At 51.0% G+C, this 25,591-nt stretch carries 21 protein-coding genes; 13 read left to right on the top strand and 8 right to left on the bottom strand.

What is annotated here, in order from left to right:
- Positions 1–4 precede the first annotated feature (4 nt).
- From QEH54_RS14550 to QEH54_RS14565, 4 genes are all read left to right on the top strand, one after another.
- Positions 5–1,954 (top strand): hypothetical protein, encoded by a 1,950-nt coding sequence (locus QEH54_RS14550; RefSeq protein WP_309019426.1) that lies wholly within the window; start codon positions 5–7, stop codon positions 1,952–1,954.
- A 61-nt stretch (positions 1,955–2,015) separates the two neighbouring features.
- The gene (locus QEH54_RS14555) at positions 2,016–3,029 is read left to right on the top strand and encodes a class I SAM-dependent methyltransferase (protein ID WP_309019427.1); all 1,014 of its coding nucleotides are present in this window, start codon (positions 2,016–2,018) and stop codon (positions 3,027–3,029) included.
- Positions 3,026–5,938, top strand: a complete 2,913-nt coding sequence (locus tag QEH54_RS14560; protein ID WP_309019428.1) for a glycosyltransferase — start codon at positions 3,026–3,028, stop codon at positions 5,936–5,938. Before QEH54_RS14555 ends, QEH54_RS14560 begins: the two co-directional genes overlap by 4 nt.
- The gene (locus QEH54_RS14565; protein WP_309019429.1) at positions 5,919–7,427 is read left to right on the top strand and encodes a glycosyltransferase; all 1,509 of its coding nucleotides are present in this window, start codon (positions 5,919–5,921) and stop codon (positions 7,425–7,427) included. Before QEH54_RS14560 ends, QEH54_RS14565 begins: the two co-directional genes overlap by 20 nt.
- On the opposite strand, the gene QEH54_RS14570 is transcribed toward QEH54_RS14565, so the two are convergent.
- The 3 genes from QEH54_RS14570 to QEH54_RS14580 are packed head-to-tail and all read right to left on the bottom strand — an operon-like array spanning position 7,417 to position 10,389.
- A complete protein-coding gene (locus QEH54_RS14570; RefSeq protein ID WP_309019430.1) occupies positions 7,417–8,199 on the bottom strand; it encodes a class I SAM-dependent methyltransferase in 783 nt (260 codons plus the stop codon). The genes QEH54_RS14565 and QEH54_RS14570 overlap by 11 nt on opposite strands.
- Positions 8,200–8,240: 41 nt before the next feature.
- On the bottom strand, positions 8,241–9,614 hold the full coding sequence (locus QEH54_RS14575; RefSeq protein ID WP_309019431.1) for an ABC transporter ATP-binding protein: 1,374 nt from the start codon (positions 9,612–9,614) through the stop codon (positions 8,241–8,243).
- A complete protein-coding gene (locus QEH54_RS14580; RefSeq protein ID WP_309019432.1) occupies positions 9,604–10,389 on the bottom strand; it encodes an ABC transporter permease in 786 nt (261 codons plus the stop codon). The genes QEH54_RS14575 and QEH54_RS14580 overlap by 11 nt, the downstream gene beginning before the upstream one ends.
- 1 nt (position 10,390) lies before the next feature.
- Between QEH54_RS14580 and QEH54_RS14585 the strand changes: the two genes are divergently transcribed.
- Complete coding sequence (locus QEH54_RS14585) at positions 10,391–11,764, top strand: glycosyltransferase family 2 protein (RefSeq protein ID WP_309019433.1); 1,374 nt, start codon at positions 10,391–10,393, stop codon at positions 11,762–11,764.
- 14 nt (positions 11,765–11,778) lie between these two features.
- On the opposite strand, the gene QEH54_RS14590 is transcribed toward QEH54_RS14585, so the two are convergent.
- Positions 11,779–12,987, bottom strand: a complete 1,209-nt coding sequence (locus QEH54_RS14590) for a glycosyltransferase family 1 protein (protein WP_309019434.1) — start codon at positions 12,985–12,987, stop codon at positions 11,779–11,781.
- A gap of 687 nt (positions 12,988–13,674) precedes the next feature.
- On the opposite strand from QEH54_RS14590, the gene QEH54_RS14595 reads away from it, so the two are divergent.
- Both QEH54_RS14595 and QEH54_RS14600 read left to right on the top strand, forming a co-directional pair.
- The gene (locus QEH54_RS14595; protein WP_309019435.1) at positions 13,675–14,319 is read left to right on the top strand and encodes a methionine biosynthesis protein MetW; all 645 of its coding nucleotides are present in this window, start codon (positions 13,675–13,677) and stop codon (positions 14,317–14,319) included.
- A 110-nt stretch (positions 14,320–14,429) separates the two neighbouring features.
- Positions 14,430–14,945 (top strand): hypothetical protein, encoded by a 516-nt coding sequence (locus QEH54_RS14600; RefSeq protein ID WP_309019436.1) that lies wholly within the window; start codon positions 14,430–14,432, stop codon positions 14,943–14,945.
- A 113-nt stretch (positions 14,946–15,058) separates the two neighbouring features.
- Here the strand turns inward: QEH54_RS14600 and QEH54_RS14605 are convergent, their stop codons facing one another.
- On the bottom strand, positions 15,059–16,198 hold the full coding sequence (locus QEH54_RS14605) for a homoserine O-acetyltransferase (RefSeq protein WP_309019437.1): 1,140 nt from the start codon (positions 16,196–16,198) through the stop codon (positions 15,059–15,061).
- Between the two features lie 305 nt (positions 16,199–16,503).
- Between QEH54_RS14605 and QEH54_RS14610 the strand changes: the two genes are divergently transcribed.
- From QEH54_RS14610 to dctP, 6 genes are all read left to right on the top strand, one after another.
- Entirely contained in the window at positions 16,504–17,055 is a 552-nt protein-coding gene (locus QEH54_RS14610; protein ID WP_309019438.1) for a hypothetical protein, read from the top strand.
- Between the two features lie 17 nt (positions 17,056–17,072).
- Positions 17,073–17,657: a sigma-70 family RNA polymerase sigma factor gene (locus QEH54_RS14615; RefSeq protein ID WP_309019439.1), complete on the top strand. Its 585-nt coding sequence runs from the start codon at positions 17,073–17,075 to the stop codon at positions 17,655–17,657.
- Positions 17,650–18,510, top strand: a complete 861-nt coding sequence (locus QEH54_RS14620; protein WP_309019440.1) for an anti-sigma factor — start codon at positions 17,650–17,652, stop codon at positions 18,508–18,510. The genes QEH54_RS14615 and QEH54_RS14620 overlap by 8 nt, the downstream gene beginning before the upstream one ends.
- A 114-nt stretch (positions 18,511–18,624) precedes the next feature.
- The gene (locus QEH54_RS14625; RefSeq protein WP_309019441.1) at positions 18,625–19,917 is read left to right on the top strand and encodes an ammonium transporter; all 1,293 of its coding nucleotides are present in this window, start codon (positions 18,625–18,627) and stop codon (positions 19,915–19,917) included.
- Between the two features lie 252 nt (positions 19,918–20,169).
- The gene (locus tag QEH54_RS14630) at positions 20,170–21,081 is read left to right on the top strand and encodes a TRAP transporter TatT component family protein (protein ID WP_309019442.1); all 912 of its coding nucleotides are present in this window, start codon (positions 20,170–20,172) and stop codon (positions 21,079–21,081) included.
- Positions 21,082–21,282: 201 nt separating this feature from the next.
- Positions 21,283–22,311, top strand: coding sequence for a TRAP transporter substrate-binding protein DctP (gene dctP / locus QEH54_RS14635; RefSeq protein ID WP_309019443.1), 1,029 nt, complete (start codon positions 21,283–21,285; stop codon positions 22,309–22,311).
- A 150-nt stretch (positions 22,312–22,461) separates the two neighbouring features.
- On the opposite strand, the gene QEH54_RS14640 is transcribed toward dctP, so the two are convergent.
- The 3 genes from QEH54_RS14640 to rnpA all read right to left on the bottom strand — a co-directional run bounded on the left by QEH54_RS14640 (position 22,462) and on the right by rnpA (position 25,578).
- Positions 22,462–23,205, bottom strand: coding sequence for a YebC/PmpR family DNA-binding transcriptional regulator (locus tag QEH54_RS14640; protein ID WP_309019444.1), 744 nt, complete (start codon positions 23,203–23,205; stop codon positions 22,462–22,464).
- Between the two features lie 67 nt (positions 23,206–23,272).
- Positions 23,273–25,060 carry a membrane protein insertase YidC gene (yidC, locus tag QEH54_RS14645; RefSeq protein ID WP_309019445.1) on the bottom strand — a complete coding sequence of 596 codons (1,788 nt, stop codon included), beginning with the start codon at positions 25,058–25,060 and terminating at the stop codon, positions 23,273–23,275.
- Positions 25,061–25,143: 83 nt separating this feature from the next.
- A complete protein-coding gene (gene rnpA, locus QEH54_RS14650) occupies positions 25,144–25,578 on the bottom strand; it encodes a ribonuclease P protein component (protein ID WP_309019446.1) in 435 nt (144 codons plus the stop codon).
- Positions 25,579–25,591 lie beyond the last annotated feature (13 nt).

The raw sequence follows: 25,591 nt of genomic DNA on the forward strand, positions 1-25,591 counted from the left end.
CAAAATGCATGAGAATATATTAAGAATGGCGGTAACTTTGAAGTTGTCGGTATTTTTCGGGCTCGCACTGTCGATTTCTGCTTCGGTGGTTTTAACTGAATTGATCTTTTATTTTGGGTTCAGTTTTGATCTCGTTGTAGCTGTCTTTTGGATTACCTTTGGGGTTGGCGGTGCTATGTCTTATGGTGCCTTTAGGAAACTGAGAATATCGATTCCAAATGGTATGGAAATACTGACTCTATCTATTTTACTAGCAATGTTCGTTTATTTGTATCGGTCACCAAATGAAGTTATTGTAGGTGGCCAAGATCCTTCGGTCTATTACGCGAAAGCAGTTGCATTGGTAGACTACGGCGAATTGCACAAACCAATGAAGTCATGGGGAGTATTGAGCAGCTCCACGATTAATGAAACTGAAATACCGGCTTTACTAGGTCGTTATAATTATAGTTTTAATGGAATCATCCCCGAAGAACATGAAGGACAGTACTACCTAAAAAGTGACTTTTTGTCTGGTCCGGTGGTTTTACACGCAGTTCTTGGTAAGTTGAATAGGGAACTGATAAGATATGGATCAGTTTTATATGCGGGAATGGCGTTTGCAGCATTTTATTTGCTTGTTAGGGAGTGTACAAATTTTTGGACCTCTTCTGTTGGTACGGCGATCTTTATGTTAGTGCCATCGCAACTCTTTATTGGATTGTCTACTTTTTCTGAGATTCCAACGCAATTCCATTTACTGTTTCTTGTATTAGTGTGTAATTATGCTATTCGTGTGCGGGAGCAGGGACCGATCTTATTGATGACTACGCTCTTCTTAGCTGCTATGTCAATTGTTGCTATGCGTATCGACGGTTTTCTATATGTCTTGCCCTTTGCTTTGTGGCTTGTTGTCAGTGACTGTCTGCCAAGTAGGAGACTACAATTATTCCTATGGTCAATTGGAATTGTGTGCGTGCTTACGTTCATGAAGGAAAACCATGGATTGTACTTTTTCAGAATATATATCGAATTTCCTTTGATTAGATACCAGCGCGAACTCTCAGGCATCACTGTTGCACTTTTGTTCTTGCTTACTTTTAAAGAGTTGGGTCTTAAACGCTGGCTTAGCTACATCAAAACGATTCGGCCGATGTGGGGTGGAATTTTTGGTTTAGCAATTTTCATAATGCTTTATTATGTGCGGCCGAATGTGGAACCGTTTCATGAAAGGGAGGCTTTCGGCAGAATATTTCGTTCTTATCGAGAAAATACTCTTTTAAATGTTACCTACACTCTAAACTACGTATGTGTCTTGCTCGGTTTTGTAGGAGCCATGTATATGGTTAGAAAGGAAGTTAAGAGAGTGGAGCATTGTTCACTTCTTGCCTACCTTGGATGCTTTTTTGTATTTGCTGCACTTATGCTCTACAATACTACAGCGTCTCCGCAAATGTACTTTTCAGTTCGCAGGTTTTTGCCTATCGTCACCCCTGGACTCATTTTGATTGCCTTGTATCTTGTTCACCGGATGAGGTACAAATGGTTATCACGTTTCCTTCTAATACTGATGGTCTTACTGCAAATGAGAATCTATGCTGGATCGGAATACAAAATTGAGATGGATGGTGCGGAACGGTCATTGAAAAATTTCTCACGACGCTATGGTAATGATAAAATTATTGTAAGTGACCTCGATTATCGTCATGTTCTGTTCGCTCTAGTGTACGGAGGAAAAAACGAATTTATTCCAATTTCTGAAGCTGCTGGTAACAATTTGGAAACTGTAAAGAAGATTGGTCACGAGCTTGGAAATAAGCGTATATTGAGGGTAGAAAGAGACACTAGCGACGCAAACTTTGTATTTGAGTATGAACGATTCGAAGAAAGATATGATAAATTGCCAAGACAAAGGCATAAATCTAGGGAACCATTGAGAGTAAGTGAAGCTGGCTCAAGCCAGCCTGGTCAATAGTAGACCATGAATTGCATAAAAGCATATTTATTGAGCATGGGTGTTTTCGGATTATTAAAAAATGCAAATATTTATTGAAACAACAGGTGAATCCAGAACGGTAGATTTTGGAGGTGTCTACGATTTCAACGCTACCGATTCATACCGAGATACTGGAGTTGTTGCGATATCCCGAATCGTTAGGGAAATTCGGGAAGGTAAACCTTGGAAGCAAGCTGTGTTTGATGAGTTTGGTGTAGGTAGTTGGATAAGCGATATCATCACTTCCGATGCGAGGCATCGATTTTATACAGAAAGCCTAAGTTTGTGCGATCAGAGAGTATTAGATATCGGATCGGGATGGGGACAGATTGCAGCCCCTTTAACGAAAAAAAACGATCTGTTTTGCGTAGACTTGAGTTTAGATAAACTAGTATTCACGCAGCTGATATCGAGAGTGGAAGGTGATTCTAGTCGGTTTTGTGGCATAGCTGCCGACATCGGTAAAATCCATTTTCAGGAAAAGTTTGATACTATCATACTTAATGGAGTTCTTGAGTGGATTCCTAAGTTTACCTTTAGTAGTAAAACCGTTCCCGAAGCTCAATACGATTTATTGCGACGGGCGAAGCAACAGCTCAAACCTGGAGGCCGCATCGTCATAGGTATTGAAAATAGGATAGGTTTAAAGTATTTATTGGGAGTGCCAGATGACCATATTGGTCGCCCGAATCTGTTAAATTTGGATTGGGAGACAGTTGTTAAAATTTCTGAAGATCAAAACGTTGAACCGCCGAGAGTTAGAACAATGACAATGAATGAGTATGAAGATCTGCTGAAGAAGGTTGGTTTTCTTCCCATAGAGTTTTATTGTGCATTCCCTGATTACAAAATCCCTGAACGTGTCATAAGTGTTAACGATAGTGAGGGGTTAACTAATTTCGCTCTGAATGAAACCGTACCAAACGAGCGGTCGGGTTATGATGGTGCAAGTATAGATATAAATAGGGAGCTCAAATCCCATTATCGCACATTTGCTCGAATGGGGGTATTAAAGTACTTCTCACCTAGTTATTATATAGTTGCTTTCGCGTGAAAACGTTAAAAGAGGAAGTTGATTTTTGGATTGAGTCTAATGAACTCTTACGTGGTAAACAATGTGTTCAATTTGAACCTATAAAAACCAAGACTTTTAAGTGCACCACAGACTGTGACGAAGTTTTAACGATAAAAGAAGTAACTGATCTTACCTCGAGGTTTCCAGATATCGAAAGACTGTATAGTAGGTTTGCTGACTTCGTTCAGAGGCCCTTGGGAAGAATTAATTTCAAGAATAAGGCATTACTCGTTTCAGAGTTTGTAGAAGGAACGTCTGTTAGTGATTTATATAAAGAAGGTGTTTTAACTCGAAATGATGTTGTAAATGTGTTCCTAGGTTTGCTCGACAGGCTAGATGATGCATTGGAGTTTTCGACTTCTGAGAGTCGATTACGGGAAATAATTGAACTGGAGGAGTCGTTGCATACCCTCGTAGAGTCAGGCCTTTTGATTAGTTTTGAAGTCACTTCGGTTGTGAGTGCACTTAAAGAGCTTATTGATGAGGAAGAGCCAATGGTCCGATTTTCACCAGGAGACCTAATCGCACAAAATATAATAATAAGACCGAATGGCGAACCTTGTTTAATTGATTTAGAGTATACACGCTATACACATTTTTATAAAGAAGATACACTGCGGTTTGTTTCGTTCTCTAATATTGATTTCGATAGGGAAAATTTAATTGATAGAGTAAAGGAAAGGCCGAGTGACGCTACCTGCCTTTATATGTGGTTAAAACAGATATCGTTAGAAGCTCTACGACTTCAGAAGAGTACGTTTGGCCCGGTATTTGGACACAACCTTTCGAAGATTTACGATGTTTTGAATAAGAACGGTTTCTTATCAAAATTAGGGTGTATGTGGCAGGGGATTGGGTATCTAAAATCTGTTGCCTGTCGATTGGAAGAGGAAAATAGGAACTTAACAGATATCCGAGAAAAACAATTGTCAGAAAAAGATTTCCTCTATCGGAATGAGATTGACCGTATAAGCGCAGAACGAGATCAATTGCTTGATAGAAAAGATAAAGCTTACCAGGAAGAGATCGAGAGGATTATAAAGGAACGAGATTGTTTACTTACGAAGAAAGATGAGGCTTATACGACTGAGATCGAACGAATTGGAGCTGAGCGAGATAGGCTGTTATTAGACAAGGACATTAGCTATCGGAATGAAATAGATAGAATAATACAAGAAAGAGAACAACTGTTATCAGAGAAGGATAAGTTATACCAATTGGAAATAAAGAGAATTTCTCTCGAACGTGAGAAACTCCTCTTAGATAAAGATCAAGCTTACCAAATTGAGATTAAAAGGCTCACAGATGAAAGGGAAGAGTTGTTGCTCAGTAAGGATGAAGATTATCAAGCAGAGATTAAACGGATCGGGGTTGAGCGCGATAGCATGTTAGCCGACAAAGATCGCGCATTTCGAGAAGAGATAGACAGACTGGTTAAGGAACGTGACAGTCTACTTCAGGATAAGGACAGTGTCTATCAAGGAGAGATCGTGAGGATTCGCGACTTGCATGCAGAGGAAACGAAGACACTTCAAAGATTAAAGGCAGCAGAACTCGACGCGGTAACAATACAATTTAAAGCCGAGAGACAGCAAATAATAGAACACTTTGAAAGTCTATTGCCAGAAATTCTTGTAATTGTTGTAGACTATAATGGAGCTCACTACTTGGATAAATTGTTTCTGGCTCTCAAAAGGCAAACTTTTAAACGATTTCGTATCTCGTTGGTCGTAAATGGCGATTATCAATCATGCGAAAAGATTGCATTATGTCACAGGGATAGTCTACGCATCGATTTGATAGTCCCTGAGAGAAACGTTGGTTTTGCAAGTGGTAATAATTTGGCTTACCGCAATAGCAGCGAGGAGTTTGTCGCACTGCTTAACAATGACACAATACCGGAAGATAACTGGTTATATGAATTGTACCGAGAGATTATGATTTCACCGGATATTGCGGCCGTAAACTCAAAGATACTTTTTAATAGCAAATATGCTGAATTGCGTATCACAAGTCCTACTTTTACTCCAAGTGAGATTGGGTTGTCGAAGGACTCACGAGAGTTAGGTGTTTTTATCTCTATTGAAGATGAAGACGGCAAACCAGTTAAGGTTTTTTCTAAAGGGGGACTTCACGACAAAGAAGTGGTAGAAGGAAGGGAATTCCGTTGGACTAATGGAGAAGCGACGATATGGATACCAGCAAATTCCCATTCAATAAACTTGTATTTGCGTACTAATCCTCAACTTTTTGACTCCGTCGTACAGTTGAAATCAGGAGACCTATCAATTGATGTTGTTATGGACGAGCAAGAAAAGCGATTGAGTCTTTCTGAATTGCTGAGGGATAATTTCTTTGATGTAATTAATAATGCCGGGTCCTATATTAAGAACGAGCGAGAGGTTGGAGATATCGGTATTTTTGAAAAGGATATAGGACAGTATAATGACTCTAGAAATGTGGATTCAGTTTGCGGATGTTCAATACTGCTAAGACGAAGAGCGGTTGGAGAAGATATTTTCCCCAATTCTTTTTTTGCGTATTTTGAAGACACCGATTTAAGTTGGAGGCTACGAAAGCAAGGATTCCGCTTGAGGTATACTCCTAGGAGTGTAGTTCGACATATTCATGGAGGCTCTGCTGGAGAGAGAAGTCCATTCTTTAATTATCATGTATACCGTAATTACCGTTGGTTGCTGGTTCGAAATTGTACTAGTTACGTCAGAATTCTTTATCTTATTTTCAAAGAGTTAAGAGACTATTTTATTCCAGTAGGAGGGCTATCTCCAAAATATAATAGCGTAAAATTGAAAAAAGATACGATTCGAGGTATGTTTAAATACCTGTTTCAGCGTTTGTTTGGTAAAAATGAGAATTGGAATTTATAATAGATACTGGACTACGCTTGGAGGGGGAGAGAGGCATGTAGGTTCTATGATTGATGCGGTATTTAGCGGATCGGAAGTAGACTTGATATCTGTAAAACCCTTTGATCTAGAATCTCTTCGAGAGAAGCTATCACTTAAATTATGCAATTGCAGAGTGGTTGTTTGGCCCGATTTATCTGATAATGCTTTGGTCGCGAGGACTTGCGATTATGATCTATTCGTCAATGCAACCTATTGCTCTAGTCTGTACAGCCTAGCTACGCATTCTGTGTACTTTACTTTCTTTCCCCATAAAAGAATAAGGCAGGTTAAGTCTAAGTTTAACATTCCTAGAGCTATTGTTATAAGTGGTTCATACGAAAAAGAAGCGGATGGTCTCATGTGGACGTATCCCAAGTCTCGATGGACGTTCAATACTTTTAGAAAGGAGCTACGAATTCCCTTTAGAAGAATTAATCCAAACGCGAACCGAGATGAGCGGATTGTAGTTCGAAGTAGCGGGTGCCTTGTTGTAAAGGCTGATTTGGATGAGTTAATAATACGTGGTGTCAAACCATTCATTTCATCTATAACGATTGAATTCCCGAGCTACGAACCGGGAGTTAGTGACCGTAGGATACTTGGAGCACCAGTTGATATGAATCTTCTTTGCGAATCAGGAGGTTTTCGGGAGGATGACGTTAACATTGTTAAACTTTTTAAGGCCGATTTTGTTAGATCTTATGATACTATAATTGCAAATTCGGAATATACCCGCCATTGGATTAAGAAACGTTGGAGGAGAAGTGCCTCGATACTGACGCCAGAGATCAACTCGCCGAATAGTTCTCGCCAGGAAAAAGAGAAACGGATCATTAGTGTTGGTCGTTTTTTTCCTGAAAGAGTAGGATCACACAACAAGAAGCAAGATGTCCTTATACGTGCCTTTCGTACGCTTTGTGAACTCAAAGAGGTACGAGACCACTGGGTTCTGACCTTAGTAGGAACTATGATGAAGGCTCCGGAAGATGTGCTCTATTTGAAAGAACTACGACATCTAGCGGAGGGTTTACCTGTCGAGTTTCATGTAGACGTAGATAGGTCTGTTTTAAATACTCTCTATCAGAAGTCCTATCTTTTTTGGCAGGCAACTGGATATGGGGAAAGTATGAAAAGCCCAGAGCTCTTCGAACACTTCGGTATTACAACCTGTGAATCAATGAGTTATGGGTGTATTCCCGTTGTATATGATGCAGGTGGCCAGAGAGAAATCGTGGAGACTGGCACAAACGGTTTTCGATTCAGATCGATTGATGAACTTTGTGAACAGTCCCAACGAGTTATTGAGTTGTATCGTAAACCTGAGTCAGTGCGTATAGCGAATGAGGCGAGAGAAACGGCTCTTAGGTATGAACGTTTAGATTCGGGTGTTGTCGAAAAATTGAAGAAGATTATAGAAAGCAACGATCAAGATAGACTAGGAAAGGGGGACGAAGTCTCTATACCTTGATTGCTTCAAATAGCAAGCCATTGTTACCAAGTATTCCCTGTTCTGGTGAATACAATTTGTACATGTTCGTATGGAAGCCAATTGCAGATAGTTTACACAGCATCTCTATAGAGAAAATTGTGTAAACTAGTACGCCTTCTGGTCTGATTGGGTCATGATGATAGATAGGTTCAGAAAAGTGGTATATGGAATTGTCGGGTTTTAACTCTGCTCGAATATCGTCAAGGAAGCCTCCTTTGTGAAATGGAACAGTAAAGATGTGTCGTCCATCTTTTTTCAATACGCGGTAAACTTCTTTATGTGCTAGGTAAGGGTTCGGAATGTGTTCCCATACGTCTGTGGAAAGTATGAGGTCGATGGAATCGTCTTCAAAGGATAGGTTCTGTGCGTCTTCGTTTCGGATTCCGTCGACTAGTTCGCCTGATGCAAATTGAGGCCCGTAGTATTCTGAACAAGTGTAGTCTTTGTGCGCCTTCAACTTTTCGTGTATTGGTCCTTTTGCCTCTGTATTATAAATAGAAAGGGTTGTGCTGTTAATTAATTCTGTTATTGATTGATCGTATACTTTGCCTATTCCAACGCCCACTTGGCGCTGACGATTCGTTGAACCGCACTCTTCGCATATCCCGCTCTCTCGGAAGTTCTCTGTCCAATTGCTAAAGACGACGTACTTTTCACAGATTGGGCATGTTCCTGATGTTTTGTTCAGGGTAAGAGCAGACTTTTCAATATCGGTGATCACAGTGTCTGCTAAAGGGTAGATTTTATTCATTTTTAGAGAAAAAATTTAGACTATGGAGTCCTTAGGCGTCTTTATGAGATTGTTTCGAATTGCGCATATAGATTTGCGATTCCAGCACAATGATCTTCCGGCAGTATTGTTATCTTGTGAAAATCGTATTTTCTATGGATGACTTTGATATCATCGCCTGAGAAGAAAACCCACCCGAGCGAGAGAAAGTAATCGCCGGGCATTAGATTTAATTCGATCTTTATGCAAAAGTGGGGACTACTCCCGCGTAATATCGCGGGGGTAGGGGTATTCGAAAACATTGTGTTGTAAATATATACTTCTTGTCCTGTCTTGGATTTTACAGTTAACCCGAAAACGGAGTCGAGAATGTCTTCATCGCCTCTAGCAGAGAATTTTAGTTGGAGCGAATCTCTAGGCAGAAATATATTCTTTTCCTCGTTGTTCGCACCGAGGATGGAGATGTTTTCAAGTCTTCCCAGTTTCTTTCCATACTCAAACTCTTTTAGATCTTGAATCTCTGAACCATTGGTTGAGCGCTTTTTGAAGAGATTTGATAGTATTGTTTCTAGGCGTTCCTCTCTAGACTTTTTGTTTGCTTGCTTCTCGGCAAAAGGCTCGCTGTTTTCAGATACAGATTCTGTGTCTTCAGATTTAGCTTCTTCAATGCTGACACCACTAGTCAATTTTGAGTATAAATTGCAAACATCATTTGGGTTACCTTCTACAATTACTTTACCTTGATCTAGAAGGACGGCTCGTTTGCAGTAGTTTTTTATTGCGATCGGACTATGCGATACGAGCAGCAGCGTTTTGCCGGACTTCACCAATTTGTCCATTGTTTTGGAACACTTTAGCTGAAACCAGGCGTCGCCTACACTCAGAGCTTCATCTATGATAAAAATCTCTGCATCAACGTGAACAGCAATAGAAAACGCCAGTCTCATTTGCATGCCGCTAGAATACGTCTTCACGGGTTGGTCAATAAATTCAGAGATTTCGGAATACTCTATGATTTTTGGCGTTCGTTCATCAATTTCTTCAGGTGTGAGACCAAGTATTGTGGCATTTATTTTTATGTTCTCTCTTCCCGTGAACTCCGGATTAAAACCCGAACCTAGTTCAAGTAAGGCGGCAACTTTTCCAGTTACTTTCAATTCACCCTCTGTTTGTTTAAGGGTCCCGGCGACAATCTGGAGGAGGGTACTTTTACCAGCTCCGTTTCTTCCGATAATGCCCACGGATTCGCCTTTTTGGACATTTAATGAAACGTTGTCGAGTGCCTTGAATGTTCGAAAGTGTTTGTTGGTGTAGTTAGGATTGTAGCGCTTTACTAATGACCAAAATGACGCTCGCAGACGTGCGGATTGGCTTTTCCAGATTCGGTAATGCTTGGATAGGTTCGACGCTTTGATTGCTAAAGTCTCAGATGACATCGGCGAATGATTCCTTTAAGCGATTAAATACGAAAGTACCCAGGAAAAAGACGGAGATGCTTGTTCCATAGATGTAGTAAATGTTTGCGGGTGTTTCTCCTGTTTGCCAGAGGAGAGTGAATCGAGTCCATTCTATGAAATGAATCAGTGGATTGTATTTCAATATTTCCCAAGCTTCGTCGGGGATTAAGTTAGTTCCATAGAAGACGGCACTGGAAAACAATAGTGCCATATTAAGGAAGCCGATAAAGTTGGATATGTCTTTTATGTATATCGCTAGGGAGGATAGTATCATGCTTATTCCCACTCCTGCGAGAAACATCGGAATTATTATAATGGGCAAATAAAGAAAAGGAATGGCCGATCTGTCGCAGAAAAATGCTATAAGAATGGCCGAAAATACAAATTTGATAATTGCGTTGTATAGGGCTTGAGTGACGTGAGAGATAGGAAGGACCTGAAGAGGAAACACGACTTTTTTCACAAAATTGGGATTTGAAGAAACAGCTGTTGGAGAGATCGCCAGAATATCCGAAAAGTAACCAAAAAGAGTTATTCCAATTAGTATCGCAGCAGCGTGTTGATATGGGGTCTCATTCGTCACTACTTCGAAGGATCCGCCATATATGAAGCCAAAGACATATGAATAGATCATAAGCATTAGCAACGGGCTTAGCAAGGTCCAGACCGCTCCCATGTAACTTCCTCTGTACTGAAGCTGTATCTGTCTCTTGGTAAATTGGTATATTAAGTTACGATGCTTTAAGAAGTTCATTTTGAAAAAGAAAACAGTGAAGCCTGGTTCTCTTGTCTATGTTTGGTTTAATCGTTTCTCCGAAAATTTGCTTTTGTTGACAGGGAAGGCGAACTATGTGTTTGGATCGCATATGATCCAGAGAATTTTGAAGACAAGTCCACTCGTTTCCGTGGTTGTTGTGGATCATAATGGGTCTCATTTTTGGCCGGATCTGATTGACGGACTTGAAACGCAGAGCTTCAAAGACTTCGAAGTAGTCCTTGTCGAAAATGGAGGACGAGTCGAAATCGGCTCGCAACAGCATAGTTTCAGTATCCGTAGGATAGTGACAGATACGAACATAGGGTTCTCTCAAGGTTGTAACTTGGGCTGGGTGAAGAGTGAGGGAGAATTCGTGGCTTTTTTGAATAACGATACAACTCTAGGCGAGAGGTGGCTAGAGATGCTCGTGCGGAGGGCTGAGGAATCCAGGGAGAATGCTATCGTGGCTTCGAAGATTCTTTTTGATAAAAGGTGCGCATTTTTCGACGTAGCATCGCCCACCTATATCCCGTCGATGGTGGGGAGTGGAGAAGATCGAAGGAGGTTGGGAATAAGGCTAAACTTGGGAGGCTATTCTTTGCTGCTGCACCTTCAGAAAAATGTTCACTTTCCCGAGCTGGTCTCGGCGAATTACTGGATTTGGACCAAAGAAAAATCGGAGATCGCATTGTTCGAGTCGGATGATGGCGCTTATCGGGTTGAGTTTTGGGCGCCAGAACAACACGATGGAAAGTTCGTTTGTTTCGCAACCAAATCAGGTAAGCGTACTTTCGTGAAGGCGAAGGGTCGATCGAACGAAGTCGTAGAAATTACAGCTGAGAATTCGGAAAGCGGCTATTTGGTGAATAGTGCTGGATGCTCGATATCTGAGAACTGGCTCGTTGAGGAGACTGGTCTCTACGAGCTGGACAATGGGCGTTTTGATGAACCAAGGGAGCTTGAAGCAGCGAGTGCCTGTTCAATACTCGTGAGAAAGTCTTCGTTTAGTGGTGAGTTGCCGTTTGATCCAGCGTTTTTCGCCTACTACGAAGATGTCGATTTTTGCCGGAAAGCGCGTGCTAGAGGATATCGAATTATCTATGAGCCGAAGAGTGTGGTCTACCACAAGAGATCTGGGACGGCGGGGGTGCAGTCGGCTTTCCAGGTGTTTCATTCGACGCGGAATCGATTTTGGGTGATCGCCAAGCATGCCCCTTGGAAAGTGGTCCTGAAGTCGATGTGGGGAGAGATGAGAAATCTCGATTGGTACGCTCCTTGGCTGGATGACGAGTTTTCGCTAAGTCGCTTGAAAAGAGAGACTTGGTTGGGGTTTGCGAAGCGTGTCTGGTGGCGTTTGACGGACGCTGAATAGAGAACCGTCTTTCTCTAAGTCGTTTTTGCTGTCGGGACGGCGGATGCAACTTGGAGGATGCGGATTTTGAGTTTCTCGGCTTCGGTGGGGAAGTGGAAGGTTTTTAGGTGGTCTGGGGTGGGGCGGTATTGGTCGGGATCTTGGTGGAGGGCGAGCAGGGCTTGGGCGATTTCCTGGGTGTTTTGGGGGTCGAAAAGCAGGGCTTGGGGTGGGGCGATTTCGGGAAGGCTGGCGATGGCGCTGCAGGCCAGCGGCTTTTGGAAGTGGCAGGCTTCGAGGATGGGGATGCCGAAGCCTTCGTAGAGGCTTGGGAATATGACGGCGGCGGAGAGTTCATAGAGGGCGATGAAGGCGGGCAGGTCGCTGTGTCCGAGGAAATGGACATGGCTCTCGATTCCGAGTTTTTGGGCTAGGACGCGGATCTGGCTTTCTGTTTCCCCGGGGTTGCCTGTGAGGGCGAGGGCGTGGGGCGTCTCCGGGCAGGCTTTTCGGTATGCGGCGTAGGCTTCGAGCAGGCGAAGGTGGTTTTTGTGGGGCCAGTAGTTGGCAGGGTAGAGGAAGAATCGGTGTGGCAGGTTGCTGAGGCTTGAAGGGAGTGAGCCTATCTCAACGTTGTCGAAGCGGTGGTTGAGGGGGAGGTATATGGAGAACAGCCTTTCTTTCGGGATTTCGAAATGGCGATGCAGGCTGTCGATGCAGAACTGGGAGTTCGTTTGAATGAGGTCGGACTGAGCGATGGCGTTTCGGTAGTCGATGTCACGCTGCTTGGCCACGTGTGGAGGTAGATCGTCAGGACGGTCGCGGTGGAGGACGTCGACGAGAAGGCTGATCTGCGGGGTTGTTGGCGAGGCCAAGCGCGAGTCGCCGAAGCCCCCATAGAGCGCGTCGATGCCCCATTTTTCCAGGAAGCCGCCGTCGAGATGGGGCCAGAAGTGGAGTGGAGGGAGAGAGCCGTCGCTCTTGCGGAAGTCGAAGTCGTGGCGGGAGCCGAGCACGTGGATCTGGTTACATGGATTCGCGGAGAGGAAGCTCAGTTCCGGCACCAGCTCGGACTGGCAGAAGACGTGCAGCTCCAGATCTCTCTGATGGTGTTCCGAGAAATGGCGCAGGAACGCGAAATGGTGGGGCTTGATGCCGCCGTTGAGTCCACCGGCGGACAGCTTGAGGATATCGTAGGCGAGGCGGACGGGACGGCTGCGTTTTGATGATGATCCGGGTTTCATGGTTTGGGATACCCGCTTGCCATGTGAGAGCTGCGAAGGGCTTTCAATCTGCAAATCGCTCAAAAATCAACAGATGCGTTCTGAAACTGGGACTAGGGTCTTCGTCTAGGGGCGAATTTGCGACAATTTAGCTAATTTCACGATTAGAGTTGATAATACGTACGGGCATGGCATGAGCGGGGCATTGGGTCTGCTTACAGTTTTTTTAAGAATTGAGACCAATAGGCGGATGAAGTCCATCTGTTCGTCCGTTCCGGAATCGTTTTATCCAATTCAGCTCGTCATGAAGTTTCTCACACTAGTTTTTGCGCTTTTTGCCGTGGCCACCGCGGTGGGAGGGTCTTGGGAACCGGTTTCCGAGACGGTGAAAGCGGGTTCAGTTTTCGGATCCATTTTTTCGTGGATCGATCAGCTGGCGATCGCCAGTTTGCATGGCACTTATGGGCTGGCGGGAGCTTTGTTTTTCGGAACCGCTGTTTTCGCTCGTCTCAGGGGGCGCCGCTGAATTGAGGGGGGTGAGCGAAGTCGGCTTCCCGATGCTTTGAGCCCGATGGGTTGACTGGCAGTTTGTCGGACGACGGCTCGGGCGCTGGCGGCTATGACGAGGCGGCTCGGATTCGCTATCGTTTCTAACTTGTACACGAAGGACTTGCGGCCTTTGGTAGGCGATCTCATTTGAGAGGTGCTATGAAGGACAAGCGAACAGTCGACATGCAGGTGATGCGGGATTGGGTGAAACCCGGTTCGCGCGTGCTGGATCTGGGCTGTGGCCGCGGCGTGCTGTTGGACTATCTGAAATCCAAGCTCGGGGTGGAAGCGGTGGGAGTCGACCTGGACTCCGACAAGGTCCGGGCCTGCGTGAAGCGTGGCTTGAGCGTGTACATGGGCGACATGATGGATTTCATGAGAGCGTTTCCCGACAAGCATTTCGATTATGTGGTGTGTTCGCGCACCTTGCAGGAGCTCAAGCAGCCTGCCACGGTGATTCGCGAAGCGTTGCGGGTTTCGGACCAGATGCTGGTGGGATTCGTGAACTTCGCCTACTGGAGAAATCGGGTGAGCATGCTGCTCAAGGGGCATCGAATTCGCAACGAGGTGTACCCGACGCGTTGGTGGGACAATCGCCCTAGCAACCCGCTTTCGGTCGGGCAGTTCGATCGGTTTTGCGACGAGCGGGGTGTCCGGGTGGAGCGAAGGCTCTGCCTAGCGGGAAACTGGCGCACGCCGGTTCGCGTTCTGCCTAACTTGTTTTGTGGCTACGCCTTGTATGCGCTTTCCGAAGGTCGATTGAAGGCGGCGAAAAGCGAAGCGTCGGGTCAGGCTTCGGCGTAGGCGATTTGTGAATACCGTTTTAAAATTCCATTTCGGCCGGATTCGGTGTAGCGGATTTCCGTCATCGGGGTAGAGTTCGCGGCTCAGTGAGTTGTCAGCTTTGCCTAGTTATGATCGATGGAACCGAATTCGCTTTTCTGGATCTGCTTTCGCGCCGCTTCGAGAGGGCCGGAGCCTCTGACCTGTTGGGGGAGGCCAGGGATCGTTTCGCGAGCGAGAGCAGCGAGGCGGATTTCGATCTCGCTCTTTGGTCGCTTGCCCAGGCGGTGGGAACGGATACGGAGGAGCTGATGCGCCAGGCGGGCGAGCTATGGTTTGAGGAAAACGCTCGTAGTGGACGGTTTCTCTCGCGTTGGTCCGAAGAGGTTTTGGGGTATTTCGAGGCCATCGTGGTCGGCGAGAGTGTTTTGTCGGAAGCGCCGGTGCCTGGAATGTCGGAATTCAAGGTGACGCTTTTAAGTCGGCGTGAGGAGTCGATTCGCTTGCAGTGCGAAGGGGCGCGCCGCTGCTGTTCCTTTCTCGAGGGAATCGCTCGCGGGGTGGGCGGCGAGATGGGAAAGTCGGTGCGGTACCTGAGGCGTCCCAAGCGGGCTCGGTCAGTGGAGCTTTCGATCAGTTGCTTTTGAGAAGGGTGAGGGCGATCGCAGGATCGCGGCTACGAGGGTAGGCGATCCGCGGAGACGCGGCTGGGTGGCAGAGGAAATGGCGGGTCGGCGCCCCGCCCTGCGAGGGGCTGCTGCTATTCGAGAAAGTCGCGGGTGAGCTCGAACAGCTCGGGCGAGTCGACGAGGAAGGAGTCGTGGCCGAGGTCGGTGTCGATCTGCACGTAGGAGGCCTCCTTGCCTTGGCGGAGCATGGCTAGGGCGACGTCGCGGTTCTGGGCGGGCGGGAAGAGCCAGTCAGAGGTGAAGCCGACCAGCAGGGCTCGGCATTTCATGTTGGCGACGGCGGCGTCGAGCGAGCCGTAGTCGCCGGCGAGGTCGAAGTAGCCGAGGGCTCTGGTGAAGTAGAGATAGGTGTTGGCGTCGAAACGGTTGGTGAAGCTGGCCCCTTGGTAGCGCAGGTAGCTCTCCACTTCGAATTCGATGTCGAAGCTGTACTTGCTGTCGTAGCCTTCTTGGCGGCGTCGGCCGAACTTGCGATCGAGGCTCTTATCCGAGAGGTAGGTGATGTGGGCCATCATGCGAGCGATGGCCAGACCGACGGCCGGTCCGCCGTCCGGTTCGTAGTTTCCTTCCTTCCACTCCGGATCCTGCATGATGGCCTGGCGCCCGACTTCGTCGAAGGCGATGGCCTGGGAGTTTTGCCGCCAGGTGGTGGCCATGGGCAGGATGCGCTGCACGTAGTCGGGATATTCGATGGCCCACTGCAAGGTCTGCATGCCGCCCATGGAGCCGCCGACGATGGCATGGAGCTGGGTAACGCCCAGGCTGTCCAGCAGCAGCTTCTGCGTGCGCACCATATCGGTGATGGTGACGAAGGGGAAGGTGAGGTTGTAGGGCTTGCCGGTTTCCGGGTTGATGGATTTGGGCCCGGTGGAGCCTTGGCAGCCGCCGATGCAGTTGATGCAGATGACGAAGAAGCGCTCGGTGTCGATGGGCTTGCCGGGGCCGATCATGTTGTTCCACCAGCCCGGCTTGCGGTCCTTGAAGCTGTGCACGCCGGCGCAGTGGTGGTCGCCGGTGAGGGCGTGAGCGATGAGAATGGCGTTGTTCTTGTCCGCGTTGAGCCGTCCGTAGGTCTCGTAGCGCAGGGTGAACTCGGGGATGGAGCGGCCGCTGATGAATTCGTAGGGATGCGGGTGGTGGAAGTCCACCGGCTCGACGAGTCCGACTTCGCCGGAGTCCTGGAGCTGGAGATCGTGTTCGGTCGCGTTCACGGAGGGAGACTTTGCGAGTCGCCTGACCGGTGTCGAGGCTGAAGCGGGGGCGAGCAAAGGCTGGTTTGGGTTGACAGGGAGGGCTTTCCAGATGGCATTTGAGTGTCGTCCGCCGCCGGGACGCTCTCTGGCGCTTTGGTGGCGAAACCGCATTCCCCCATCGACCGTCAGGTCTATGACTCGCTCAAAGCGCGGGCTGGCACGCTCGTTTTTCGATAGTTGAATCCGAACGAACGGCGACGCGCGAACCTGTTCAATGAGAAGCGCTCTCGGAAAACCGAGCTGCTCTGCTCGTTTTCGCTGAAATGAAGATCATATTGCTAATCACCTGCTTGCTTTGCCTGGCGAGCGCCTCCTTCGGCAAACCGAAGCGGGAGGCGCCGACCATCGAGCTGAATCCTGCGGACACTCTCTACATCCAGGTGATCGACAGCGTTCGCATGGGCAATATCGGCCGCAACGATCGCTTTCGTCGGATTCGCAATACGCTGGAGGAGGTTTTCGAGGAGGCGGATTTTCCCATGCAGTACAAGATCATGCGTTTCAGCGGAAACCGTTTGCCGCCGGATCAGCCGAGCTTGCACATGACGATCATGAAGTGGGGCGACTACGGGCTGAGCCAGATCGAGGTGCAGTTCAGCGCCAGTCTGCGCCGGGAGTACGATCGGAACAAGCTGGGCATGTTCTATCATCGGGGAGGGTCGAGTTTGATGGCTGACGAGCGGGTGTACAAGGACGTGTTGCGCAAGGCGTTGGAGGAAATGGTGTTCGAGCTAGGGCAACGTTTGGCGGCCGCACTCGATGATGAAGCCGAGGTGGTGGACGCGGAGGCCGACCAGGCTGTCGGACAGCAGTAGGAAGCCCGTTTCGCTGAATGAAACCCGGTGTATCGATGGACGACGCAAGTTTCGAAGCAGAGTTGATCAGACGGATCGCGAATAGGGAGCGCGATGCCTTCGACCAGCTGTACGCCCGTTATTCGCGTCCCTTGTTCTCCTACATTTTCAAATTTCTGCGGGACCATGGTCTAGCGGAGGAGGTACTGCAGGATGTCTTCGTGAAGATCTGGAAGACCGCTCATCGCTACGACCCGAAGCTCTCGCGCCCATTCAGCTGGTCGGTGCTGGTGACGAAACGCCTTTGCATCGATCGATTGAGGGCGTCCAAGCCGGTCACCGTCACCGACGACCCCATGGCCTACAAGCCAGCGGAGGAGCATCGGCAGGACGATCGGGACCCGTCCGATCACGTGGCGGTGAAGGACGAGATCGGCATCTTGCGAAGCTTGCTCGAGAAGCTGCCTGAGTCGCAGCGCTTGAGCTTGGAGCTGTCCATGGACAAGGGGCTCACGCAACAGGAAATTTCAGACGAACTCGACATGCCGCTAGGCACGGTGAAAACCGCCATGCGCCGGGGCATGCAGAAACTTAAAACCATGATGGCTGCGAACAATGAATAGGGAACAACGAGAGGAATACGCCTTGCTCTACGCTTTGGGGTCTTTGCCCGAAGACGAAACGGAAGCCTTCGAGAAGGAGGCGTCCGAGGATCGCGAGCTGCAGCGGTTGATCCACGAGAACCAGCGCTTGCAGGAGGAGTGGGTGAGGGAGTGCGAGCCCGTGGAGCCGCCGTTTCAGAGCTACTCCAGGATCATGTCGGAGATCGACTCGGACCGGACGAGAAAGGCGCCTTCGGAGAAGGAGCTTCGTCCTGAGGCCCCAGTTCGCCGTGTGGTCCCCTTCCTCAACTGGGGAGGTTGGGCGGCTGCGGCTTGCGTGGCCTTGGTCTTCAGCGTCTTGCGATTTGGAAACGGGGGCGCCGACTTGCGTTCCGACATCGTGCTCAACAATCTGGCGAACCCGAAGCTGATGGCGGTGGAGACGCCGTCGGAAGACATCGGAATCGAAGACCGCATGCTCGAGTTGGTGGGAATCGCCGAGGCGTATTGGTTCGCCCGCGAGGGAGTGCCGAGCGACCAGCTGCTGGCTGACTCCGCCACGGAGATCGCGCCGATTTCGGGCGGATTCACCGTCTTCGATCGTACCTACAAGCTCGGTTTCATCGCGGTGGAGAACATGCCCAACGAGACGGCGGGCAAGTCCTATCACGTCTGGGCCAAGACCAGCCCCGAGTCCAAGCCGATACGGGCGGGAGCCCTGCCGATTGGCGACGAGTCGCGGGGGCTGTTTTTCTTCGATCTGTCGAGTTTGCCCAAGGATGTGGACGTGGGAAATCTGAGCTTTTTCGTCACTGAGGAGGAAAGCGACGACCCGGCGAAGCCCAGCCAGATGATCGTGCTGAGCGACTTCTAGGAACGGGCGTTCTTCTTTACGATCCGCTTACATTTTAGCGTTGCCGCGAGGCGGGCTGGGAGGTTTTTGTGGGAAGGCTCACTTCTTCGTTAACCTCTTCCCCCTTCCCGTCTTATGAAACGCTTCAGCGCTTTTGCCGCGACTGTGGTCGCGCTCGCTTTGCCTAGCCTGGTTCATGCCCAGGAGCAGGCTTCCCTCAATGCCGGCGACACTGCATGGATGATCGTCGCTACCGCTCTGGTCCTCTTCATGACGCTGCCTGGACTGTCCCTGTTTTACGGCGGTTTGGTGCGTGCCAAGAACGTGCTCTCCATCCTGATGCAATGCTTCGCGATATGCGCGGTGATGTCGCTGTTGTGGGTGATCTTTGGATACAGCTTGGCGGTGACGGGTACCGGTCCGTTCATAGGCGGTTTGGAGTTCGCGTTCCTCAAGCACCTGACGGTGGATTCCCTGTCCGGCACCATTCCCGAAAGCGTTTTCGTGACCTTTCAAATGACCTTTGCCATCATCACACCCGCTCTGATCGTGGGAGCGTTCGCGGAGCGCATCAAGTTTTCCGCGGTGATGCTGTTCAGCATCGGTTGGTTCGTGCTTTCCTACATCCCGATTTGGCACATGGCGTGGTCGGAGCACGGATTCTTTCACAACTGGAGCGTCATGGATTTCGCTGGTGGCACGGTGGTGCACATCAACGCCGCTATGGCTGGTTTGGTCGGCTGTTTGATGGTTGGCCGCCGCAAGGGGGCGTTCGCGGAGCCAATCAAACCGCACAGCCTACCGCTCACCGTAGTCGGCGCCTCCATGCTCTGGGTAGGCTGGTTCGGCTTCAACGCGGGCAGCGCCGTGGCCGCTGACGGAACCGCTGGCATGGCGATGCTCGTCACCCAGATCGCCTGCGCCACTTCGGCTGTGGTTTGGATGCTCATCGAATGGCTCAAGCACGGAAAGGCCTCGGTGCTCGGCATCGCTACTGGCGCCGTGGCGGGTTTGGTCGCGATCACGCCAGCGTCCGGAAACGCGGGACCGATGGGCGCCATCCTGATCGGGGCCGCTTCTTCGGTGTGCTGCTATCTGGTGGCGGTTAAGCTGAAATTCGCTCTCAAGATCGACGACAGCTTGGACGTGTTCGGCGTGCATGGCATCGGCGGAATCGTGGGCGCCATCCTGACCGGAGTGGTCGCTTCGGAATCGTTTGGCGGCACCGGATATGGCGAGGGCATCACCATGCTCGCCCAGGTCTGGGGACAATTCGTCAGCGTGGTGATTACCATCGTATGGAGCGGCGTGGTCTCGCTCATCCTCTTTTTCCTCATCGACAAGGCGATCGGACTGCGGGTCGACAACGACAGCGAACTGAAGGGGCTCGACCTCAGCGAGCACGACGAGCAAGGCTACGAAATGTAGCTCGTCCCGGCTCCGGCCTGAATACGATTTTCTCAGGCCCGTTCCGTTTTTCGCGGAGCGGGCCTTTTTCGTGGCGCGATGCCCTGTTCTATCTCGCCCAACGCAACGACCTGAGCGAAAGGCTCCACGGAGAAACGAGGGAACAGTTTGTAGCAACTGATTTTTGCAACGTGGCAAAAAACAGTTGCAGGCGGTGAGGAGTCCGCGAGCAGGCTTGAAAAGGGTGCGGTGCGGACTAGGGTGGTCGCTTCTATGAAATCCACTTGGTCCATCGGCGTCGCGTGCTTGCTCAGTTCCTTGATCGTGAATGGTTGCTCGGTTAAGAAACTAGCTGTCAACCAGTTGGGAGATGCTTTGTCGGGAGGCGGCGATGTGTTCGCCTCGGACAACGATCCGGAGCTGGTGGGCGACGCGTTGCCGTTCAGCTTGAAGCTGATGGAGAGCGTGCTGGCGGAGACGCCGGAGCATGTGGGATTGCTGACGTCGCTGACCAGCGGGTTCACCCAGTACGCCTATGGTTGGGTGCAGCTCGATGCGGATGAGATCGAGGACGAGGATTACGATCGAGCGGTAGAGCTGCGGGAGCGGGCGATCAAGCTCTACGAGCGGGCGATGGGCTATGGCATGCGTGGTTTGGATGTTCGCCATGCGGGATTTTCCGATCAGCTCCGAGAGGATGAGGAGGCGGCGCTTGGCAGACTGCGGCCGGACGAGGTGGAGCTGTTGTACTGGACAGGCTTGGCTTGGGCGGGAGCGATTTCCCTCTCGCTCGACAACATGGATTTGGTGGGCGATCTGGCCTATGTGGAAGCGATGATGGAGCGGGCTCTCGAGCTGGATCCGGACTTCGACGATGGAGCGATTCAGACCTTTTTCGTGACCTACGAGGTAAGCCGCATGAATGCGGAGGGCGATCCTATCGAGAACGCGACTCGCTACTACCACCGGGCGCTGGAGCTTTCGGACGGCCAGCTTGCTTCGGTGTATGTCGCTTATGCGGAAGCGGTTGCAGTGGAAACGCAGAACAAGGAACTTTTTGTGTCGCTGCTCAACCAAGCCTTGGAGATCGATGTGGACCAGCACCCTTCGACGCGCCTGAGCAACTTGATCTACCAGCGACGGGCGGAGTGGCTGCTCAATCGCTTGGAATGGTATTTCCTGTAGATCCGATCTTGGAAGCGGGACGGCTCTGTCCGTAGGACTTTGGCTCCGCGAGCGAAATCCGAATCGAGCGGGGAGATTTCTGGCTTCCGAATGAAACGATTGGGCGGCGAACTTGTATAAAACATTGAAGCTCCTAGGCGCTTGGTACGTCTTATGGAGGTCTGACTCGTTCGACGAGCCTGCAAAACCCTCTCGAAAATCATGATGCTTGTTTCAAAACCGATTCGAATTCTCGCTTTGTTCGCAGTGATGGCTGCGGTATTTTCTGCGGCCCCAGACGCGGAGGCGCGAAAGCAGCGGCTTCGCCTGACGACCTTGGCTCCCAAGGACTCGTCCTTCGACAAGTCCTTGCGCCGCATGGGCCAGGAGTGGAAGAAGGAAACGCGGGGCGAGGTGGACTTGATCATTTTCGCTGGTGGCGTGCAGGGTGGCGAGACGGCTATGATCGACCGCATGCGGGTCAACCAGACGCAGGCTGCCTTGATATCCGGAGTGGGCTTGGCGGAGATCGATCCGGCGGTGGCTGGATTGCAGCAGGTGCCCTTGATGTTTCACAGCTACGAGGAGCTGGAGTACGTGATGGACAAGCTCGGTCCGATGTTGGAAAAGCGTATTCGTGACAAAGGCTTCGTGGTGCTCGGCTGGATGGACTCCGGTTGGGTGCGCATTTTCAGCAAGAACAAGCTGGTGACGCCTGAGGACATGAAAAAGGGCAAGCTGTACACCTGGGCGGGTGACACCAAGCAGACCGATTTGCTCAAAAACATGGGCTTTCGCCCCGTACCCATCGACGCCACCGAAGTGACATCGAGCTTGCAGACCGGCCTCATCGATATCGTGCCGCTGCCGCCCTTTTTCGCTTTGGCCACGCAGACCTACAAGCCCGCCCCGAACATGCTGAATATCAAGTACACTCCCATCATCGGAGCCATCGTGGTATCGGAGCAGGCGTGGAGCCGCATCGATCCTGAGGATCAGGAAGCCATGAAGCGGGTGGCGGAAGACGTTTGCCGCGAGATGACCCTGGCCGGACGCGAGGAGAACGAGCAAGCGGTCAAGGTGATGCAGGAGAAGTGGGGGCTCAAGGTCGTGGAATCCTCCGAGAAGGTGGAGGAGGCCTGGGAAACGGCTTCCGAGGAAGCCTATTCGCTCATTCGAGACAACACGGTGCCCGCGGAGATTTTCGACGAAGTCGTTCGCTTGCTAGAGGAGCATCGCGGGGGCGAGTAGGGATTCATCGCGGTGGAGACGCGTTTCGATGAATCGCGGAGCCGTTTGCGAGAGAAGTATTTATAGAAAAAGGCCGTCCTGATTTGGGACGGCCTTTTTGGCGAAAGTCTGGTTCGCGGGGGTTGCGGTTTGTCTTGCGTGCCCGTCCTGCTAGTCCTCGAGAAGACCGTCGGCGATGTCGGCGTTGTGGAAGACGTTTTGCACGTCGTCCAGGTCGTCGAGGGCGTCGATCAGGGCCATGACCTGTTTGGCTTGGGCGGCGTCGCCGATTGGGGTGAGGGTTTCCGGCAGGTAGGCCAGTTCCGAGCTGGCCACTTCGATGCCGGCGTCGGAGAGGGCTTGGCTGACCGCGTCGTATTCGGTGATGGGAGCCAGCACCTCGTAGCCTTCCTCTTCGGTTTTTATGTCTTCGGCTCCTGCTTCGAGGGCCACGTCCATGAGCTTTTCCTCGTCGATCTGATCCTTGGCGATGAGGAACTGGCCGCATCGGTTGAACATGAAGGCCACGGCTCCGGCTCCCGCCAGGTTGCCTCCGCGCTTGGTGAAGGTGGAGCGGATTTCCGAAGCGGCTCGGTTCTTGTTGTCCGTGGTCACCTCCACCACCACCGCGATGCCGTGCGGAGCGTAGCCTTCGTAGACGAACTCCTCGTAGACCACGCCGGGAAGCTCGCCGGTGCCTTTTTTGATGGCCCGATCGATATTGTCCGCTGGCATGTTGGCGTCGCGCGCTTTGAGCAGCACGGTGCGAAGCTTGGCGTTGGTGTCGGGGTCGCCGCCGCCGTCTTTGGCGGCCATGGTGATGTCCTTGGAGAGACGGCTGAAGATCTTGCCTCGCTTAGCGTCGACGGCTGCCTTGCGGTGCTTGGTATTGGCCCATTTGCTGTGTCCTGCCATGGTGTGACTTTCGGTTCTTGGTCCTAAACGATAGGGGTTGGGTTTTTAGACTGCTGGGAAGGGAGAGCTAGTTTTTCTTGCGCTTCTTCTTCTTCGAGTTGTCGCCCTCGATGGCCTTCTTCATCGCGGGAGGCAGCTGCACCTCAAAGTCGTCCTGGCCGCGCTTGGTGAGCCATTGCTGTCCGATGGTGAAGAGGTTGCTGATCGACCAGTAGAGCACCAGACCTGAGGAGAAGGTGTAGGTGAAGGGGAAGAAGATGAACGGCATGAACTTCATCATCTTGGTCTGGGCGTTGTCGACGGTCGGCGTCGGCATGGTCCACATCTGGTAGGCGAGCGTGACCAGCCAGAAGAAGGGCAGCACGTTGAAGGGGAAGCCGGCGACGTAGCCGATGGTGTCGGGCTTGGAGAGGTCGGCGATCCAGAGGAAGTCGGCGAAGCGAAGCTCGGCGGCGCTGCGCAGCATATAGAACAGGGCGAAGAAGATGGGGATCTGAGCCAGCATGGGCAGGCAGCCCGCCACCGGGTTGATCTTGTTGAGCTTGTACAGCTCCATCATCATCTGCTGCTGCTTTTGGGTGTCGTCCGGAAACTTCTCCTTCAGGGCCTTCATCGGCTCCTGCAGCTTGGACATCTTGCGCATGGACTTCATGCTCATCAGGGTGATGGGCAGCAGCGTGCCGCGAACCACGACGGTGAGCAGGACGATGGCGACGCCCCAGTTGCCCACGAATCCATGGATCCAGGTCATCAGCTGCAGCAGGATCTTGGAAATGGCTCCGAAGAAGCCGAACTGCATGGCCTGTTCCTGTCCCTGTTTCAGCTTGGCGAGGCGTGTGTGCTCCTTGGGACCGGCGTAGAAATCGAAGCTTTTCGTGACGGTGCCACCTGCGGGCAGGGAGATGGCGCCCATCTTCACGTCGGCGGTGATTCCGGTCGCCGGCTCGCCGGTCTTGGGATCGAGAGGGAAGTCCACCGGTCGGGCGATGAAGCCGGAGCCCGGCTCGCCCGGGGTGAGCAAGGTGATGAAGAACTGGTTTTTAACCGAAGCCCAGACCACGGTGTCGTTGACCTGCTCGAAGTCCATGGGCTCGGATTTGAAGAAAAGGAAGCCTCCGCCCGAGAAGTCGCTTTGCTCGGTGAACTCCACGTCCTCGCCGTTGTAGTAGCCAAAGGTCTGCAGGTAGCGGTCTTGGTTTCCGGAGGGGGCTACGGTGCCGATGTTGAGGCTTGGTTCGCCCAGAGGGAGCGGTTGATCGCTCAGGTTCTTGAACTCCAGGGTATGCTCGATGGTGTAGGGAGCCGCGTAGGCGGCGTCTTCCGAAATGGTGTAGCGGCGGGTGATTTCGAGCTGGTCGGAGAGCTTGGCTCGGAAGGTGACGGTGTTGGGGGTGAGGGAAGGAACGCGTTCGAAGATCACGTCCTTGGCGTCGCCCAGATAGGTGGAGAGATTGAGGGCCGGCACGTAGCGCAGGCGATTCATGATGTAGGGATCCTCGCCGTCGATGGTCGCCTTTTTCTTTTTCAGTACGATTTCCTTGATGGAGCCGCCGTAGTTGGTGAAACGGGCTTCGATGAAATCGTTTTCCAGGGAGGCGATGACTTCGCCTTCTCGATCGGTGATCTCCTCCACCTTGGCATGACCGTTGGTGACCGGTGTGATGGTCGACGGCACGGGCGGAGTGGCGGACGGATCGACGGGGCTTGCAGGGCCGGATTGATCCGAAGGGATGGCTTCGGGGGCGGTTTGAGGAGGAAGCTCGTTCGGCTCGACCTGACGCTGGCTGGTTTTCGTCATCAGCACCATGCCGACGATGAGCAACGCGACTCCGATTATGGTATTCTTTTTGTCCATCGAATCTTGTGAAAGAGAGTTTTTCGGGAGGGAATGCGCCCGAGGAAAGGGCTCATAAAAGGTGCGTCCTGTGGCCTAGCAAGCTAATCCTCCTGCGAGTGAGGCCGCGAATCGGTCGACTGCGTCGCCTGGCTGATCGGCGCGTCGAGCGGGCGCAGCAGCTTCTTGTACTTCAGGGCATGCAGAAAGCGCTGCTCGAGCTCATGGTAGGAGGCTTTGCCGGCTGGCTGCCGGATGCTCACCACGATATCCGCGGCCGCTTTCAGCTCGTGCTGGTGCAGGCGGAAGAGTTCGCGGAAGCGACGCTTCAAGGTGTTGCGCATCACGGCGTTGCCCACTCGTCTAGCCGCTGAGATGCCGACACGCGGAGACGAAGCATCCGCGCTGTCGCTAGCGCGGATGCGGGAAAATAGGGCGAAGTACCGGCAGCGATAGGGCTTGCCAAGACTTCTGATCTCAAGGAAGTCGGCGTTTCGGCGCAGACGGCTCGCAGGGCGGAGCTTGAATCTCCTCACCATGATCTTGCCGTCC

Origin of the sequence: Pelagicoccus sp. SDUM812003, from assembly GCF_031127815.1 — a bacterium.
Classification (GTDB): domain Bacteria; phylum Verrucomicrobiota; class Verrucomicrobiia; order Opitutales; family Opitutaceae; genus Pelagicoccus.

Excerpts from the sequence above, each read along its gene's own strand:
- QEH54_RS14620 (WP_309019440.1), top strand. The coding sequence starts at position 17,650 with ATGAATAGGGAACAACGAGAGGAATACGCCTTGCTCTACGCTTTGGGG.
- QEH54_RS14565 (WP_309019429.1), top strand. The coding sequence starts at position 5,919 with ATGAGAATTGGAATTTATAATAGATACTGGACTACGCTTGGAGGGGGA.
- QEH54_RS14640 (WP_309019444.1), bottom strand. The coding sequence starts at position 23,205 with ATGGCAGGACACAGCAAATGGGCCAATACCAAGCACCGCAAGGCAGCC.
- QEH54_RS14580 (WP_309019432.1), bottom strand. The coding sequence starts at position 10,389 with ATGAACTTCTTAAAGCATCGTAACTTAATATACCAATTTACCAAGAGA.
- QEH54_RS14575 (WP_309019431.1), bottom strand. The coding sequence starts at position 9,614 with ATGTCATCTGAGACTTTAGCAATCAAAGCGTCGAACCTATCCAAGCAT.
- QEH54_RS14550 (WP_309019426.1), top strand. The coding sequence starts at position 5 with ATGCATGAGAATATATTAAGAATGGCGGTAACTTTGAAGTTGTCGGTA.
- QEH54_RS14625 (WP_309019441.1), top strand. The coding sequence starts at position 18,625 with ATGAAACGCTTCAGCGCTTTTGCCGCGACTGTGGTCGCGCTCGCTTTG.
- rnpA (WP_309019446.1), bottom strand. The coding sequence starts at position 25,578 with ATGGTGAGGAGATTCAAGCTCCGCCCTGCGAGCCGTCTGCGCCGAAAC.
- yidC (WP_309019445.1), bottom strand. The coding sequence starts at position 25,060 with ATGGACAAAAAGAATACCATAATCGGAGTCGCGTTGCTCATCGTCGGC.
- QEH54_RS14555 (WP_309019427.1), top strand. The coding sequence starts at position 2,016 with ATGCAAATATTTATTGAAACAACAGGTGAATCCAGAACGGTAGATTTT.
- dctP (WP_309019443.1), top strand. The coding sequence starts at position 21,283 with ATGATGCTTGTTTCAAAACCGATTCGAATTCTCGCTTTGTTCGCAGTG.
- QEH54_RS14570 (WP_309019430.1), bottom strand. The coding sequence starts at position 8,199 with ATGAATAAAATCTACCCTTTAGCAGACACTGTGATCACCGATATTGAA.
- QEH54_RS14630 (WP_309019442.1), top strand. The coding sequence starts at position 20,170 with ATGAAATCCACTTGGTCCATCGGCGTCGCGTGCTTGCTCAGTTCCTTG.
- QEH54_RS14590 (WP_309019434.1), bottom strand. The coding sequence starts at position 12,987 with ATGAAACCCGGATCATCATCAAAACGCAGCCGTCCCGTCCGCCTCGCC.
- QEH54_RS14615 (WP_309019439.1), top strand. The coding sequence starts at position 17,073 with ATGAAACCCGGTGTATCGATGGACGACGCAAGTTTCGAAGCAGAGTTG.
- QEH54_RS14595 (WP_309019435.1), top strand. The coding sequence starts at position 13,675 with ATGAAGGACAAGCGAACAGTCGACATGCAGGTGATGCGGGATTGGGTG.
- QEH54_RS14610 (WP_309019438.1), top strand. The coding sequence starts at position 16,504 with ATGAAGATCATATTGCTAATCACCTGCTTGCTTTGCCTGGCGAGCGCC.
- QEH54_RS14600 (WP_309019436.1), top strand. The coding sequence starts at position 14,430 with ATGATCGATGGAACCGAATTCGCTTTTCTGGATCTGCTTTCGCGCCGC.